The organism is Arcicella rosea (genome assembly GCF_014204325.1).
Classification (GTDB): domain Bacteria; phylum Bacteroidota; class Bacteroidia; order Cytophagales; family Spirosomataceae; genus Arcicella; species Arcicella rosea_A.
On the sequence record NZ_JACHKT010000031.1, the window covers coordinates 1 to 16,407 of the forward strand.

At 33.9% G+C, this 16,407-nt stretch carries 13 protein-coding genes and 1 rRNA gene; 12 read left to right on the forward strand and 2 right to left on the reverse strand.

What is annotated here, in order from left to right:
* Window positions 1-89, forward strand: a 5S ribosomal RNA gene (gene rrf / locus HNP25_RS22135); the annotation flags it as partial.
* A 116-nt stretch (window positions 90-205) separates the two neighbouring features.
* Window positions 206-985: a hypothetical protein gene (locus HNP25_RS17250; RefSeq protein ID WP_184136179.1), complete on the forward strand. Its 780-nt coding sequence runs from the start codon at window positions 206-208 to the stop codon at window positions 983-985.
* A 51-nt stretch (window positions 986-1,036) separates the two neighbouring features.
* Here HNP25_RS17250 and HNP25_RS17255 read toward each other — a convergent pair whose 3' ends face one another.
* Window positions 1,037-4,816 carry a DEAD/DEAH box helicase gene (locus HNP25_RS17255; protein ID WP_184136181.1) on the reverse strand — a complete coding sequence of 1,260 codons (3,780 nt, stop codon included), beginning with the start codon at window positions 4,814-4,816 and terminating at the stop codon, window positions 1,037-1,039.
* A gap of 145 nt (window positions 4,817-4,961) precedes the next feature.
* On the opposite strand from HNP25_RS17255, the gene HNP25_RS17260 reads away from it, so the two are divergent.
* The 10 genes from HNP25_RS17260 (at window position 4,962) to HNP25_RS17305 (ending at window position 15,957) form a co-directional block, all read left to right on the forward strand.
* Window positions 4,962-7,121, forward strand: coding sequence for a ComEC/Rec2 family competence protein (locus HNP25_RS17260; RefSeq protein ID WP_184136183.1), 2,160 nt, complete (start codon window positions 4,962-4,964; stop codon window positions 7,119-7,121).
* Between the two features lie 108 nt (window positions 7,122-7,229).
* A complete protein-coding gene (locus HNP25_RS17265; protein ID WP_184136185.1) occupies window positions 7,230-9,794 on the forward strand; it encodes a zinc-dependent metalloprotease in 2,565 nt (854 codons plus the stop codon).
* A 156-nt stretch (window positions 9,795-9,950) separates the two neighbouring features.
* Entirely contained in the window at window positions 9,951-10,859 is a 909-nt protein-coding gene (locus HNP25_RS17270) for a DUF72 domain-containing protein (protein ID WP_184136187.1), read from the forward strand.
* A 384-nt stretch (window positions 10,860-11,243) separates the two neighbouring features.
* A complete protein-coding gene (hisH, locus tag HNP25_RS17275; RefSeq protein ID WP_184136189.1) occupies window positions 11,244-11,828 on the forward strand; it encodes an imidazole glycerol phosphate synthase subunit HisH in 585 nt (194 codons plus the stop codon).
* A gap of 109 nt (window positions 11,829-11,937) precedes the next feature.
* On the forward strand, window positions 11,938-12,300 hold the full coding sequence (locus HNP25_RS17280) for a four helix bundle protein (protein ID WP_184136191.1): 363 nt from the start codon (window positions 11,938-11,940) through the stop codon (window positions 12,298-12,300).
* Between the two features lie 90 nt (window positions 12,301-12,390).
* Entirely contained in the window at window positions 12,391-13,113 is a 723-nt protein-coding gene (gene hisA / locus HNP25_RS17285; protein WP_184136193.1) for a 1-(5-phosphoribosyl)-5-[(5-phosphoribosylamino)methylideneamino]imidazole-4-carboxamide isomerase, read from the forward strand.
* A 302-nt stretch (window positions 13,114-13,415) separates the two neighbouring features.
* Window positions 13,416-14,186 (forward strand): imidazole glycerol phosphate synthase subunit HisF, encoded by a 771-nt coding sequence (gene hisF / locus HNP25_RS17290; RefSeq protein WP_184136194.1) that lies wholly within the window; start codon window positions 13,416-13,418, stop codon window positions 14,184-14,186.
* 26 nt (window positions 14,187-14,212) lie between these two features.
* The gene (hisIE, locus tag HNP25_RS17295; protein WP_184136196.1) at window positions 14,213-14,812 is read left to right on the forward strand and encodes a bifunctional phosphoribosyl-AMP cyclohydrolase/phosphoribosyl-ATP diphosphatase HisIE; all 600 of its coding nucleotides are present in this window, start codon (window positions 14,213-14,215) and stop codon (window positions 14,810-14,812) included.
* Window positions 14,813-14,843: 31 nt separating this feature from the next.
* Window positions 14,844-15,188: a phage holin family protein gene (locus tag HNP25_RS17300; protein ID WP_184136198.1), complete on the forward strand. Its 345-nt coding sequence runs from the start codon at window positions 14,844-14,846 to the stop codon at window positions 15,186-15,188.
* A 274-nt stretch (window positions 15,189-15,462) separates the two neighbouring features.
* Entirely contained in the window at window positions 15,463-15,957 is a 495-nt protein-coding gene (locus HNP25_RS17305) for an energy transducer TonB (RefSeq protein ID WP_184136200.1), read from the forward strand.
* A gap of 1 nt (window position 15,958) precedes the next feature.
* Here the strand turns inward: HNP25_RS17305 and HNP25_RS17310 are convergent, their stop codons facing one another.
* On the reverse strand, window positions 15,959-16,345 hold the full coding sequence (locus HNP25_RS17310) for a hypothetical protein (protein WP_184136202.1): 387 nt from the start codon (window positions 16,343-16,345) through the stop codon (window positions 15,959-15,961).
* Window positions 16,346-16,407 lie beyond the last annotated feature (62 nt).

Genomic DNA, 16,407 nt, shown 5'->3' on the forward strand with positions numbered 1-16,407 from the left:
TCACCTCTTCCCATCTCGAACAGAGAAGTTAAGCCCAGTTCCGTTGATGATACTGCAATCATATGCGGGAAAGTAAATAAACCCCAAAAATATTATAAAACTCCCTTGATAAATTAACTTATCAAGGGAGTTTTGTTTTATACTAAACCCTAATTATTGACTTTTTAAATGAGAGCACGTATATTTAAGGTAAAAACGCTCTACAATGAAAAGAATACTACACTTAATTATGATAGGCTTTGGCTATTTCATGATTCCCTTCTTTGCATTCTCTCAAAAACAATTTAGCTACATTGATGGCTATTCAATTAATACCTCTTTTGGTATGGCTACTACTGTAGGTGAATTAGGTCATTTAGGTACTTTTAATCCTGTCATATCTATTGGTGTAGAGAAAGGAATTTCTCAAAAAATTAATTTAATGTTTGAAAGTAATTTTGGGAATTTGTCGGGCTATGAAAATAAGCCGTATTTTTCACGATTTGAGAGCGATTTCTTCCAATTAAACTTTTTAACCTCTCTTAATCTTAGCAGACTTTTTGAAGATAGTAGAAGAAATTCAATCTTAAAGCCTTATATAGGCTTAGGAATGATATGGTTTCATACAGATGTTTATGACTTAAAATCTGGAGCTTTTTTGAGAACTACTGCCGATGGTACAACAAGACATACTTCTATTTTTCAACAAGCTGGTGTAGGAGTTGGTAGTAAAGGAATATATTACACTAGAGAATTAGTAGTTCCTTTTGGCTTTATGACTGAACTTTGGCTTAGTAAACGGCTTTCAACCGTTTTTGACTTACGTTATTCTTGGGTTTATAATGATAAATTAGATGCTACAACTGCTTATAATCTGACTACTCCACATAAAATTGGAGGAGTAAATTCGTATAGTGATACAGCAAATGATGGTTGGATTAATCTTTCTGTAGGTTTGAAGTATAAGTTTGTTTCACTAAGAATTATGAAACAGAGAGGTATTTGAAAGAATATACTCCCTAGTCCATTACTAAACTAAGGAGTATTTAAATGAATCTTAGGAGAATAAATCTATAATATCATCTTGTGAAAGTTTCTTTAAGAAACCATCTTCAGTACTAATTATATCTTTCGCAATGTCTCGTTTTTTATCTTGAAGTAATAAAATTTTCTCTTCGATTGTGTCTTTACAAATCATTCTGTAAGCAAAAACACTCTTTTTCTGCCCAATTCTGTGCGTTCTATCAATCGCTTGTTGTTCAACTGCTGGATTCCACCAAGGGTCAACTAGATAGACGTAATCGGCTTCTGTGAGGTTAATACCTACTCCACCAGCTTTTAAGCTCATCAAGAACACTCTACAAGTTTCATCATCCTGAAAATGATTTACTCTATCAGCTCTATCGGTCGTTTTGCCGTCTAAGTATTCATATTTTATATGATGCTTTTCAAGATGCTGTTTGATTAAATCTAGCATTTTTAAGAATTGACTGAAAATTAAGATTTTATGATTCCCTGCATTTTCTTCAATTTCACGAATGATTTCCTCAAGTTTAGCAGAGTTTGTATCATACTCTGTATCGTCGTTTAAAAGTGCTGGACTATCACATATCTGACGAAGCTTTAATAAACCTTCCAGAATCAAGAATGCTGCCTTTTCTCTACCATCAGTGGACATTTTATCAACCAATTTCTGGCGATAAATTTCACGGAAAGTATCATATACTTTTCGTTGCTTTTTGTCCATTTCACAGTAAATAATACTTTCTGTTTTTTCTGGTAAATCTTTCGCTACTTCTTCTTTCGTTCTTTTTAGCATAAAAGGATACACAATTTTTCGTAATTGTGAAGCCTTTTCTTTGTCTTGGTTTTTATCAATTGGATTTGAAAACTCTGCTTTGAAAAACTCTCCGCTTCCTAATAAACCTGGATTGATAAACTCCATTTGAGAATACAAATCAAAAGTATTATTCTCAACAGGCGTTCCTGTCATCACCAAACGATTGCGTGATTGAAGTAACTTAACGGCTTTAGAAATCAAAGAATCAGGGTTTTTGATAGCCTGAGATTCATCAAGAATAATATAATTGAAATTAAAGGCACGAAAAAGTTCAATGTCTGAACGAACCATTCCGTAAGTTGTCAGAATAATGTCGTACTCATGCCAATGTTCGTTGATTTTTTGACGAGTTCCGCCACGATGAACAAACAGTTTTAAATCTGGGCAGAATTTGGCGGCTTCAGCTTGCCAGTTAAAAATCAAAGTTGTAGGTAAAACAACTAGATTTACGCCATCTGGTTTACGGTTTTGTTGCTCTTGTAGGAAAGTGAGCATTTGAAGAGTTTTTCCAAGCCCCATATCGTCGGCAAGAATTCCTCCCCACGAAAATTCATCTAAGAAATTCAACCATTTAAAACCTTCCACTTGGTAGTCACGCAATTGTGCGTTCATATTTTGTGGTAAAGCAATTTCAGCCATTTCTTTGAAATTCAACAGCTTTTGTTTTTTCTCGAAAAGTTCTTGCTCAAATTCAAAATCATTGATGTCTTTACTCAACTCGTCAATCAACGAAAAGTGCATTTTAGAAAGCTGTAATTGGTCGCCTTTTACTTTTCCAAGTTTTAATACATTTTCGTAGCGTTTTAGCCATTCTTCTGGCAACATTCCAAGTGAGCCATCTTTTAACTCAACATAGTTTTGTTTCTTTAAAACGGCTTTTTGAATTTCTTTGATACCAATCAATTGGTCGCCGAATTGTACTTCAATTTTCATATCAAACCAATCAATTCCTGAACCAGCTTTGATATTAAATTCTGCTTTATGCGGATTATATCTGAATTTCTTTAAATCCTTAAATCCTAAAATCGTAATATCATGAGCTTTCATGGCTTCAAAAAACTTGTAAAGCCAACCGTCTTTCAATACATTATTGAACGACAAGTAAAAGAATGGATATTGACTTTGGTTTTCGAAAGAAGGATGTTGTTCTTTGATGATTTGATAAAAGTTTTTCTCGGCTTCCGTGTTACGATGTTGAATGGTAATTTTCTCGTTTTCAAAATTGATTTTATTCGTTTTTTGATCGTGCGAAAATTCGATTTCATTTTCGTATTCATACATTGGGACGAAAAGTAAATTGCCATCGTCTTCTTTTAAGTAAATTTTTATTTGCTGAAAATTGACATGTTGATGTTCAATTTCATGATTAATCTCTAAATCAACCGTAAATTTTTCGGCTAATGGCAAAACGAAATCTTGAAAGAAGCCTGCAAAATTGCTTTTTCGTACTTTAATTACACCATTTTTAGGAAGATAACTCAACAAATTGGCTACTTCTGGATTTGCCAATTTATATAAAACATTTCCGATACTTCTAACCCAATAACTGTTTGGATTAGCTAAAGAAGCTAGTTTTGTTTTTTTCTGATTGATGGTTGTGAATCCTTCTAAAATGATAAAATCTTCTTCTTCCGATAAAGTAAATGAAGGGAAAATTCTTTCCTTACCAATCTTAATTTCCTCAACATCAATCTGGCTACTCACAAACGAAGTCTTGCTTGTATGTACTTGTTTGTCAGATAAGAGATTAAAAATTCTGTCTAATTTCTTATTGATATACTCTTCTACGATGGGTAAATCGTTGGCTGAAACTTCGTCTCGATTCAAATAATCGTAGAAGTACGGCAAACGTAATTCTTTTTTCTTACCAAAAGCTTTCAAGCCATCATCTTTAATACTATTGATTAAACCAATTACTTGGCTGTCGGCATCGGTTAAAACTGGAAAACTATCAAAATCACTATCTTTCAAAGAACGGATATAAGCCATTTTACCGTTTGCTCCAGCTTTGTACGAATAAGTATCAATCGCTACGTCGTTTACAAATTCTGTTCCTTTGAAACGAAGTACGTATAGAATTTGACGGAGTTCACGTTCTACATCATCATTATTGATTAAAAATGAATTTTCGGGTGTTCTGAAAATTCTATTATTGATGTTTCGCCAGTTTTGAAATTGACTTAATTTCTGAATACTTTGGTCGAGGCGAAGTAATTGAACCGAGCCATCCGACTTTAGTTTGAAATCAAATTTATCTTGTAAATCATCTTCTAAAGAAAAACCATATTCTGCCAGTAATTTATCTTTTTCAACGGTATAGTCACGCATTCTATCGAATGGATTGTTCGGGCCGTAAGTATCACGAATGGCGATTAATGCTCCAATTTTATGAATACACAATTGGTTTTCAATATCCTGAGCACAAGAACATGAAGTAGCTACTTCGCTATTGAAACGGAGTTTTTCAAATTTTAAATGGAAAGTCTCTTTTTTGTATTCTACATCTACAACGGCAGCTCCGTCAATCGCAGAAATAATTTGTACGTTCTGAACACTTGCACGATTTTTCCAATCATCTAAACTTGAATGACTTTTTAAAGACCAATCGTCGAAAGTACTTATTCTGATAATATGATATGAAGTTGGATATGTTTTCTTTAAAGGAAGCGATTGGATGACGCTTGGTTTGCGAGTAAGTAAATCTTGTTCTAAAAAGAGTAAAGCGGCAACACGGTGTTTACAAATTCCACCCCAATCATAGTCGCAAGAACAGTTAGAGCTTACAATGGCAGTATTCCAGTTTTTGATGATTACTGTATAGAATTTAGAACTAGAATCGCTTTTTACTTTGATTGTTGCTTCGCCTTTGTCGGTATAAGATATTTTTTCGAATGTAGTTCCTCCCTTTTGATAAATGATTTTTCCACGAGAAACACTCTGTGGTAAAGCATTTGATTTGAGGTATTTTCTTAATTTTTCTGCAAGGATTATTGACATTTTTCTGAATGCTTTGTTTGAAATCGGCTAATCCGCAAAGATACAGATAATTGAAATGGAAAACTTAATTAAAAGAGAAAAGCTCTATAATTATGTTTTCAAAAATATTTCTTAATTTAGAATTCTATACCTTAAATGGCTTAATATGAACTACTTCTCTCCGTTTCCATTTGTTCGTTTTACAATTGCCCTGATTTTGGGCATTGTGATTTACAATTTTTTTACTCCTTCCCATCTTCAACCGATTTTTGTTGTTTGGTTGTTAAGCATTAGCATTTATATCGCTCTGTATATTTTCCGACAACGATTTAAAAACCATTTACTTATAGGTTTCACAGGTTTTGCGGTTTTGTTACTAACAGGTTTACTAAGAACTTTTTTGGTGACAGAAAGTAATTTTCCACAGCATTATTCACATAATGTTTCAAGGCTAAGCCATTTTGAAGTAATTGTGGATAACTTGGTCGAAGAGAAAGAAAATACTTGGAAATGTATCGCTGAGGTTCGTTCAGTCATTGTCAATAATCAAATATTAACAAGTTCTGGAAAAATACTTCTCTATTTTGATAATCGTACTGTGGAAAAACCAAATTATGGAGATGTCTATTTGATTAAAGGAAATCCACAAGAAATTTCTGCTTCTAAAAACCCAGAAGAATTTGATTATCGACAATACATGGCTTGGCAAAATATTGGTTTTCAACAGTATTGTACAGTTTCAGCAATTGAAAAAGTAGGAAATGAAAAACCCAATTTGATAAAAGCCTTAGCCCTAAAAACAAATATTGTGGCAGATTCTATTTTCACGGCTTTTGTTGAAGGCAAACAAGAATATGGCGTAGCAAATGCCATGATTTTAGGGCAAAGAGATGATATAGACAGCGAATTGATGCAGGCGTATTCTGCTGCTGGAGCTATTCATGTGTTGTCGGTTTCGGGTTTACATGTCGGAGTAATTTGTGCTGTATTGGTGTTTTTACTTGGTTTTTTGAATAAACGGGGCAAAAATGGCAAATTTGTGATGTTACTTATTATTTTAACGTCACTTTGGTTTTATGCTTTTATCACTGGATTATCTTCGCCAGTACTTCGTTCTACTTTTATGTTTTCGGTGATTTTGATAGCTAAAACTTTTCAACGAAAAGATAATTCTTATAATACTGTCGCCTTTTCTGCTTTCTGTTTGTTGTTGATAAATCCTTATTTTTTATTCAATGTTGGTTTTCAATTATCGTTTTTAGCCGTTTTTGGAATGATTTACTTTCAACCCAAACTCAATCCGCTTGTTGTGATTGATAAAAATAAAAGTTGGTTTCATTGGCTTGCCGACCGCACTTGGAAAGTAACAACCGTAGCGATTGCTGCACAAATTGCTACCTTTCCGATTACTATTTATTATTTCCATCAGTTTCCGAATTACTTTCTATTCGCCAATCCGCTCGTAATCTTACTTTCTTCGGTTGTATTAATGTATGGTTTGGGTTTTGTGATAATGGCTAAAATATTATTATACTTTAATCTTGAGGCAATTCTCTATTTGTTAGGTCAAGGTTTGAAGTTTTCTATTTTGGCACTTAATAAAACTGTTCTTTGGTTTGAGGCTTTACCTTTTGCTATCACTAAATTTTTGTGGATTTCGGAAGGTGAAATGTATTTAATGTATGCACTAATTTTTAAGTTAATGGTATTATGTAAAACGCAAGAATATCATTGGGTGAAAACAAGTAGTGTAATTGTCTGTGTTTTAATTGCCTTAACGATTAACAAAAAAGTAAAGCAAATGAATCAAGATTTTTTACTGATTCATTCAATTCCAAAACATAGTGCATTTTCTGTAGTTAAAGGTAAACGAGTACTGTTGTTGGCAAATGATTCTTTTTTGAAAAGTAGAAAAGATATTGGTTTTAGAATGAATAATTTTTGGGCGAAAGCTGGAGTAATGGATACGTTGAAAAGAGATTTGAATCAAAATCAAGTATTAAAATCATTCGGTGTAATTTCACAAAGTAAAGATTCCGTCACAATAATTGCTTGGAAAAATAAGACTTTTCTTTGGCTTGGTAAAAACCTGAAAAGAAAAGAATTCAATGCCCAAAATCAGTTTTTTGATTACTTAATTTTAGCGAATAAATCTGTAAATGATTTAACACAAATTGTAGGTAAAGTACAATTCAAATTTTTAATCATTGATGCTTCTTATTCGGATTGGTATGCCGATAAACTGAGTAATCAGGCAAAACTGCTGGGCTTGAATTGTATTAATTTACGCAAACAAGGAGCTTATCAAATCGACGATTCAGACTAAATACTGTTTTTAATAGGTAAAAGATTGCCATTCATCAAAAACTTTTCTGAAATAAAGCTTAATATCTTATCTTAGACCGTTTATTTTTTCAACAATTTTTAAATCATCATGCTAAAAACTCAGACTAAAATTGCTCTTTTGGCTTTGTCGTGTTTTACGATTTCTGTAAACGCACAAGATAAAAAAGGAGATACAAAAGCACCTGCAGTGGCAACAACTGCACCAGCTCCTAAACCAGCCGAAGCTCCAAAACCTGGACCTAGACCTTACAAAGAAGTAATTACCGACAAAGCAAAAACTTCAAAAGGTCTTTTTACGGTTCATAAAATTGATGAAAAGTTTTTCTTTGAAATTCCTGATTCAATCATGGGCAAAGAAATCATGAGTATTACTCGTTTCGCAAAAGTCGCTACTATTCCAGGTACTTATGGTGGCGAAATGTTGAACCGTCAGGTAATTCGTTTTGAAAAAGCACCTGAAAACAAAGTATTCCTTCGTGCAGTACAGTATATCAATGTTTCTCCAGATTCTGCTGCACCAATTTACAAAGCTGTAAAGAATTCAAATGTTGAACCAATCGCTCAGGCTTTTGATTTAAAAGCTATCAAAAAAGATTCTATCAGTAAAACAAGTTCATCAGTTATTGAAGTAACGGAATTTTTTAAGGGTGATAATCAGATTTTCTCTTTGCCTCCTTATACAAAAACAACTTATAAACTTACTGCAATTGCACCTGATCGTTCTTATATTCAGTCGATAAAATCGTATCCAATCAATACGGAAATCAGAACGGTTAAAACTTTCAATGCAATTCCGCCAATGCCAAGTTTTGGTGCGCCAAGTCCTGTACCTTCGGTTAATATTCCTGGTGCAGCAGCAGCAGGTGCTGTGACCATTGAACTTAATACTTCAATGATTTTATTGCCAAGTACACCGATGAAAAAACGTTATTTCGATAACAGAATTGGATACTTTGCAAGTGGTTATACTGTATTTGAAGAAGGTGGGCAACGCACAGAAGACCAAACTTTTGCTGTTCGTTGGAGATTAGAACCCAAAAATGCAGAAGATGCGGCTAAGCAAAAAAGAGGGGAATTGATTGAGCCGAAAAAACCAATTGTATATTATATCGACCCAGCTACTCCTGAAAAATGGCGTAAATATTTGAAATTAGGTGTTGACGATTGGCAAAAAGCTTTTGAAGCGGCTGGTTGGAAAAATGCTATCCGTGGAGAAATCTTGACTGAAAAAGATACGACAATCAGTTTAGAAGATGCTCGTTATTCTGCAATTCGTTACTTCGCTTCTGATATTGAAAATGCTTATGGCCCTAATGTAAATGACCCACGTTCTGGTGAAATCTTAGAAAGTCACATCGGTTGGTATCATAACGTAATGAAGTTATTGAAAAAATGGTACATGACCCAAGGTGCAGCAGTTGACCCACGTGCTAGAAAAAATAAATTTGATGATGAATTAATGGGTGATTTGATTCGTTTTGTATCATCTCATGAAGTAGGTCACACAATCGGTTTACGTCACAATTATGGTTCAAGTAGTACTGTGCCAGTAGAAAAACTTCGTGACCCGAAATGGATTGCTGAACATGGACATACGCCTTCAATCATGGATTATGCTCGTTTCAATTATGTAGCACAACCAGAAGATGGCGTGAAAGATTTGTATCCACGCATTGGTGAATATGATATTTGGGCAATTAAATGGGCTTACCAGACATTAGATGGTGTTACACCAGAAGATGACCAAAAAACTTTGAGCAAACAGTATATTCAGGAATTTGCTAAAAACCCAAGAATTTGGTTCGGTACAGAAACAAACCCTTATGATCCACGTACACAAAGTGAATGTTTGGGCGACGACAATATGTTGGCAAGTGATTACGGTATCAAAAACTTGAAAAGAATTGTACCCAACTTAACGGAATGGACAAAAGAAGAAGCACAAGATTTTGATATGTTGACGGAGTCTTATAACGAAATTGTTACGCAATATCGTCGTTATATCGGTCATGTTTCAAAAAATATTGGTGGTGTTTATGAAACGCCAAAAACTGCTGACCAACAAGGTGCAGTTTATGAGCCAACTCCTAAGAGTGTTCAGAAAAGTGCTGTTTTATGGTTGAATCGTCAGGTTTTTGATACGCCATCTTGGTTATTAGATGATAAAATTATCACTAAAATTCGTCCAGATTATGGAGTAGATGCAATCAGCCGTATTCAAGAAGCTACGCTGAATAATTTATTTACTTCAGATCGTTTACAACGTTTAGTTGAAATGAATGCTAAAAATCCAGCTTCATATAGCTTGGATGAATTATTTACAGACGTTCGTACTTCAATTTGGTCAGAAGCACGTACTCGTAAAGTAACTGACGCTACTCGTAGAAATTTACAGAAAGTATATGTAGAAAGAATGCTTGCTATTTTAAATGGCCCAGCTGTTGGTGGTCAAGGTGGATTTAGCTTCAGAGGAACTGTAGTGCCTGCACCAGTTGACCCACGCAAAACAGATATTACTTCGGTAACTCGTGGACATTTATTGGCATTGAAAAGCGAGCTTAAAGCTGCTTTACCTTTGACAACCGATAAAATGACAAAGTATCATTTTGAAGATGTTTTATCCAGAATCGAAAAAGGTCTTGACCCAAAGTAAATTGAGTTTAGAGTTTTGAATTTTGAGTGAGGATTAAACCTTCAAATATTCTATAGACTCTGAAAAGCGTATATTAATGTTTTTATGAAACATCAAAAATCCTGTCGGTAAAGGCAGGATTTTTTTGTTACCTTTAAAAGATTAAAATCAAGGAAAATGGATTTCGGAAAACTTCCTATACACGAGTTAAGCAAAGTAGATTTTACTTTACAAGCCGATAATGCCTTTAACACGAAAGTGCTATCTGGTATTCCTGTGAAAAAACCAAAAGTAAAAGTCGGTTGTCCTGAATGGGCGAATAAAGATTGGAATGGAAAAATTTATCCTCATAAAGTAAATAAGGGAGATTATTTAAGATTGCATTCAAAGCAATTTGAAACGATTGAATTGAATATTACTCATTATAAAATTCCAAATCAAGATGAAGTAAAAGCTTGGAAAGAAGACTCGGCAGAAGGCTTTACTTTCAATCCAAAATTTCCACAAGTAATTACTCACGATAATTTATTGCAAAAATCTGATGCCATCACCAAAGTGTTTTGTGAAAGAATTTTTGAATTAGAAGAAAAACTCGGTATTCCATTTTTACAATTAGCACCCTACTTTATGCCGAAGCATTTTCATATTTTAGAAAAGTATCTGAAAACTTTGCCAACAAATTTGAAAATTGCCGTAGAATTTCGTCATGAAGATTGGTTTAAAAATGAAAAAGTATGGCAACAAGCATTGGCATTATTACAAAGTTATGGTCATGGAACGGTGATTACTGATGTTTCTGGTAGAAGAGATGTAGCTCATCAAAGTTTGAGTAATAGCATTGCCATGATTCGTTGGACTGGCAACGAACATCCATCAGATTATCCAAGAATTGATGAATGGATTCAGAAACTTAAACTATGGTTTGAAAAAGGAGTGGAGGAGGTTTATGTTTTTGTTCATATCAACGATAAAGATTGTGTGCCAGAATTGGCTTATTATTGGATTCAGCAGTTTAATTTACATTTTAACTTGAACCTAAAAGAACCTAAATTTTTACCAAAAGTAGAGCAGATGAGTTTGTTTTAGTGTAAGCTTTCGGTTTTCGGACATCAGCTTTCGGTTTTAAATAAGAAAAAAGAAACGTTTATAATTATAACTTAAATCCGAAATCCGACATCCGAAAGCTCATAGCCATCGAAATAATTCTCGTTTTCTCACTAAATACCAAATCTTTAGAAAGTAAATTTCAAAATAATAACTATTTTTGCATCATGATTTTCAAAGGCACACATCATAACCATCATTTCGTTTCCTAAACAGGAAAGGCTGATGAGTATTGTGCCAATAGCAACGACACAAGTATTCGATATAAATAGAAGCCTGATTCCTGAAAAGAGTCAGGCTTTTTTTAATGCTTAATCGGGAGTGTTGACGGTGAATTTCAAATTGTTTTTCTCTTAATTCTAAAAAATGAAAACAGTAATAATCAAATACAACGCAGGAAATGTGCAGTCGGTAATGTATGCTTTGGATAGAATTGGCGTAAACTACCTTTGGACTGACGATGAAGCTGAAATCCGTTCGGCCGATAAAGTGATTTTTCCGGGCGTTGGCGAGGCAAGTACTGCTATGGCATACTTGCGTGAAAAAGGTTTGGATAAAGTAATTCCTTCGTTGAAACAACCTGTGTTAGGTACTTGTGTCGGAATGCAACTGATGTGTAAGCATTCGGAAGAAAACGATACTACTTGTATGGGCATTTTTGATATTAATGTAAAACGTTTTGATTCAAGCAATTTCAAAGTGCCACACGTAGGTTGGAATAATATTTATAACCTAAAAAGTAAGTTGACAGAAGGCTTAAAAGAAAATGCCTTTATGTATTTTGTGCATAGTTATTATGCCGAAATCAGTGCATATACCGTAGCCGAATGTGATTATGTACAACCATTTTCAGCGATGCTTCACAAAGAAAATTTCTACGCCGCCCAATTCCATACCGAAATCAGTGGAAAAGAAGGACAGAGGATTATTGAGAATTTTTTGAAAGTATAGATTTTAAGACTTTAGGACTGGAGGACTTTAGGATTTGAAGACAGAAGGACTTTAGACTAAAGGATTTAACAAACGTGATTTTTACAGAGTATTTAAACTTCTTTATTTTATGAGAGGAGATAATTTTAGAGAATTAAATGTTTGGAAACAAGCCGTTGCTTTTGTGACTGAAATGTATGTTATCACCAAAATATTTCCTCAAGAAGAACAGTATGGGTTAACGTCTCAGATTAGAAGAGCCTCGGTTTCTATTCCTTCAAACATTGCTGAAGGTTCAGGAAGGAGTGACAAAGATTTTACCCGTTTTGTAGATATGAGTCTCTCATCGGCTTATGAAGTAGAAACGCAATTAATAATAGCTAAGAATTTAGGATATATTTCAGAAGATAATTTTCAGATTCTGATTGAAAATCTAAGAAGTATAGAAAATCAATTACATGGTTTATCAAAATATTTAAATAGGACTAAATGACTTTAGGATTTGAGGACTTTAGGACTGAGGACAAGTATTTTAAATCGTCTTTAAGTCCTAAAGTCTTCCAGTCCTAAAGTCCCCCAAAAAATGATTCAAATTATTCCAGCCATAGACTTAATTGACGGAAAATGTGTTCGTCTTACGCAGGGCGATTATGCTCAGAAAAAAATCTATAACGAAAACCCTTTAGAAGTAGCCAAGTCTTTTGAAGATGCAGGTATTCAGCGTTTGCATTTGGTAGATTTAGACGGTGCAAAACAAAAACGTATCGTCAATCATAAAGTATTAGAATTGTTGGCGACCAAAACTAATCTTCATATTGACTTTGGAGGAGGAGTACAATCAGACGAAATGATTGAAATCGCTTTTAATTCTGGAGCAAAACAAGTAACAGGCGGAAGTGTAGCGGTTAAAAATCCTGAATTATTTGAAGGATGGTTACAAAGCTATGGCGGAGAAAAAATTATTCTCGGAGCAGATGCTCGTGATGAAAAAATTGCCATTTCGGGTTGGGAAGAAGCTACCACTACTTCTGTGTATGATTTTGTCGGAAATTATATCGAAAAAGGAGCGAAGTATGCGATTTCAACAGATGTAGCTAAAGATGGATTATTAGAAGGACCAAGTTTTCAATTATATAAAAATCTCCAAGATCAGTTTCCAAGCTTACAAATTATTGCCAGCGGAGGAGTATCTGTAATGGATGATATTTTGAAATTAGATGAAATGAATATCTTCGGAGTAATCGTCGGCAAAGCGATTTATGAAGGTAGAATTACTTTAAAACAGATTGCAGATTTACATAAATAGATGTTGGGATTTCGGGTATCGGATTTCAGATGTCGGATTTCGGCAGTTTAAGGAAATTAAAATCCAAATAAAATTTACAAGTCTTTAATCTTGAATCTTGTATCTAAAATCTTGCGTCTTTAAGTCCCAAAGTCTTCAAGTCTCAAAATCAAAAAAAGTCTTGAATCTTGTATCTAAAATCTTATGTCTTTAAGTCCTAAAGTCTCAAAATCCTAAAGTCCAGATAAAAAAATCTTGAATCTTGTGTCTTTTACCTAAGTACCTTTAGTCTTAAAGTCATTAAGTCTTAAAGTCAAAAAAATATGCTTACAAAAAGAATAATTCCTTGTCTTGATATAAAAGACGGTCGCACAGTGAAAGGCACAAATTTCGTGAACCTTCGTGATGCTGGAGACCCCGTAGAATTAGGTGCCATTTACGCTGAACAAGGAGCAGACGAATTGGTATTTTTAGATATTACAGCAACAGTTGACAATCGCAAAACATTAATTGATTTAGTAAGAAACGTTGCTCGAAATGTAAATATTCCATTTACCGTAGGCGGAGGAATTTCTTCAATTGAAGACGTTTCGGCTTTGCTCAATGCAGGTGCGGATAAAGTATCTATCAATTCATCGGCTGTTAGAAGACCAGAATTGATTAATGAATTAGCCTTGCAGTTTGGTTCGCAATGTATCATCGTGGCGATTGATACTCGTTTTATTGTTACTGAAAATGGAATTTCAGAACACATCGTTCATACACACGGAGGAAGAAAACCAACGGCTTTGCGTACTTTGGCTTGGGCAAAAGAAGTAGAAGAGCGTGGAGCAGGAGAAATTTTGTTGACTTCAATGGATACCGACGGCACGAAAGCTGGCTTTGCCAATGAATTAACAGCAGAAATTTCAAGTAATTCGTCTATTCCAATCATTGCATCTGGCGGAGCGGGAACGATGGAACATTTCAACGAAGTATTTACTGTTGGAAAAGCTGATGCAGGTTTGGCAGCAAGTATTTTCCATTTCAAGGAAATAGATATTATTGAATTAAAAGAGTATTTAAGAGAAAAGGGAATCCCTGTAAGATTATAATTTTGCGGAAAATTAAATTCAAAAACATGCAAGTAGATTTTGAAAAACAGGGAGGATTAATCCCTGCTGTCATCCAAGATGCTAAGACAGATAAAGTATTAATGCTTGGTTATATGAACCAAGAAGCTTTGGAGAAAACAGAGCGTGAAGGCGTCGTAACTTTTTTCAGCCGTTCTAAGCAACGTCTCTGGACAAAAGGCGAAACATCTGATAATTTCTTACACGTTGTAGAAATTTTGAAAGATTGTGATGAAGATACTTTGTTGATTAAAGTAAATCCTGCTGGCCCAACTTGCCATACTGGATCGGATACTTGTTGGGGTGAAAAAAATGAACCGGGACAAGCTGGTTGGTTGAATCACCTAAAAGCAGTTATTCGTGACCGCAAAAATAATCCTTCAGAGAAGTCTTACACAGCTAGTTTATTTGAAAAAGGAACGAATAAAATTGCTCAGAAAGTAGGAGAGGAAGCAGTAGAATTAGTGATTGAGGCGATGGATTCTAACGATGAGCTATTCAAAGGTGAAGCTGCTGACTTATTATTTCATTATTTAGTCCTATTAGAGCAAAGAGGACTTGATTTTGATGAAATTATTGATGTACTTCGCTCAAGACATTCACGATAAAATTAATTTCAATCTTAGAACAATTTGTGAAATGACAAACTTCATTATCAAATATTTAATCATTGCCATTGTGGTTATGTTTGGGTCAAAGTACATTAATGGCATTAGTATCGACGGCTTTCAAACGTCTATATTAGTGGTGTTAGCGATGGGTTTTGCCAATACATTTTTGAAACCTATATTAAAACTCATTAGCTTCCCAATTACGGTGCTTTCTTTGGGTTTATTTCTTTTAGTTATCAATGTAATCGTAGTATATATTGTAGATTACTTTATTGATGGCTTTCATGTTAATGGCTTTGTTCCTCCTTTGATTTTTAGTTTTGTTTTATCAATAACCTCAACGGTTTTGGGTTGGTTTTTTGATAAAGATTAAGATTATATAAGTATTTCGTACTAGATTTTCTTACTGTTAAGTACTTGTTTTTCAATTGTGTATAAATATTATAATAAAAATTTACACACAATTGAAAAACTAAAAAAAACGATTACATTTGTATTCGTATTTACCACAAGGTAATTTTTTGAGAATATGCTATTTTGTATGTGAGTTCAAAATAATACTCTTTTTGGTCGTTTGTTCATCATTTCTCTAAGCAATTGATAGGTATTACCCTGTTTTGAATTTATAAAGTCCTAAGTAATAAATAATGAAAAATTTTACACTCTTTGGCTTAGTCCTTTTGTTAGGAATTAATGCCAAAGCACAAAAGAGTACCATTTCAACCAATTCTTTTTCTGAAAAAGATAAAAATCTCATAGCAAGTGTTTTGGAAATACAAAGTCCTGTCAGTAAAAAAGACAAGGAAAGAAGTTCATATTTCAAGAACATTACATTAGATTTGGATTCAACTTATTACGATGTTGAAACCCCTGCAATGTTTTCGGAAGGACAGGATGGATTGAATAAATTTATTTGCCAAAATTTGGTTCGCCCCAATGAATCAAAAGGTGAAACCGTTCTAGTAAGATTTAAAGTAGAGCGTTTTGGTGAGATTTCTAAAATTCATGTTTTAGATAATGGTACTTCGCCAAAATCGAGTGCTGAAGCAATAAATCTTGTCAAGAAAATGAAAACTTGGATTCCTGCCAAGATACAAGGAATCCCCGTTGCTTCTTTTTATGTTTTACCGATAAAATTCTAGCTTACTCTTCTGGCATTCCTCTTTGGAAATTTACTTCAGTTGCCATTCCCATGGCACTGAATCTTACTGCCATCATTTGTGCGTTCGATTTCTTTTTAACGTCTTCACAATGATTGCCTGGCTCTAAAAAGTAAATATAATATTCTTGGCTGCGGTCGGCTAATTGCTGAATGTCTGGCTTGCCTAAATAATCGTCTAAATCGTTTGAGCTTACTCCTTTGATTTCCTCTTTCAATGATTTTAGTTTATCAACCATTTGCAATCTTTCACCTTTGCAGCCACCGAAATCATTTTTAAATTTTTCTAAATCTAAACCATCTAATTTTGGTTGTTTTGTGCAAGAGGCACAAGTAACTAATACGAGTAATATATAAATTGTATGTTTCATGTTTTTGGAATAATATCCATTATTTAAGCTTATAAGTTTTAATTAGTAAAGCAATTTATCTA

Excerpts from the sequence above, each read along its gene's own strand:
- HNP25_RS17250 (WP_184136179.1), top strand. The coding sequence starts at position 206 with ATGAAAAGAATACTACACTTAATTATGATAGGCTTTGGCTATTTCATG.
- HNP25_RS17255 (WP_184136181.1), bottom strand. The coding sequence starts at position 4,816 with ATGTCAATAATCCTTGCAGAAAAATTAAGAAAATACCTCAAATCAAAT.
- HNP25_RS17260 (WP_184136183.1), top strand. The coding sequence starts at position 4,962 with ATGAACTACTTCTCTCCGTTTCCATTTGTTCGTTTTACAATTGCCCTG.
- HNP25_RS17265 (WP_184136185.1), top strand. The coding sequence starts at position 7,230 with ATGCTAAAAACTCAGACTAAAATTGCTCTTTTGGCTTTGTCGTGTTTT.
- HNP25_RS17270 (WP_184136187.1), top strand. The coding sequence starts at position 9,951 with ATGGATTTCGGAAAACTTCCTATACACGAGTTAAGCAAAGTAGATTTT.
- hisH (WP_184136189.1), top strand. The coding sequence starts at position 11,244 with ATGAAAACAGTAATAATCAAATACAACGCAGGAAATGTGCAGTCGGTA.
- HNP25_RS17280 (WP_184136191.1), top strand. The coding sequence starts at position 11,938 with ATGAGAGGAGATAATTTTAGAGAATTAAATGTTTGGAAACAAGCCGTT.
- hisA (WP_184136193.1), top strand. The coding sequence starts at position 12,391 with ATGATTCAAATTATTCCAGCCATAGACTTAATTGACGGAAAATGTGTT.
- hisF (WP_184136194.1), top strand. The coding sequence starts at position 13,416 with ATGCTTACAAAAAGAATAATTCCTTGTCTTGATATAAAAGACGGTCGC.
- hisIE (WP_184136196.1), top strand. The coding sequence starts at position 14,213 with ATGCAAGTAGATTTTGAAAAACAGGGAGGATTAATCCCTGCTGTCATC.
- HNP25_RS17300 (WP_184136198.1), top strand. The coding sequence starts at position 14,844 with ATGACAAACTTCATTATCAAATATTTAATCATTGCCATTGTGGTTATG.
- HNP25_RS17305 (WP_184136200.1), top strand. The coding sequence starts at position 15,463 with ATGAAAAATTTTACACTCTTTGGCTTAGTCCTTTTGTTAGGAATTAAT.
- HNP25_RS17310 (WP_184136202.1), bottom strand. The coding sequence starts at position 16,345 with ATGAAACATACAATTTATATATTACTCGTATTAGTTACTTGTGCCTCT.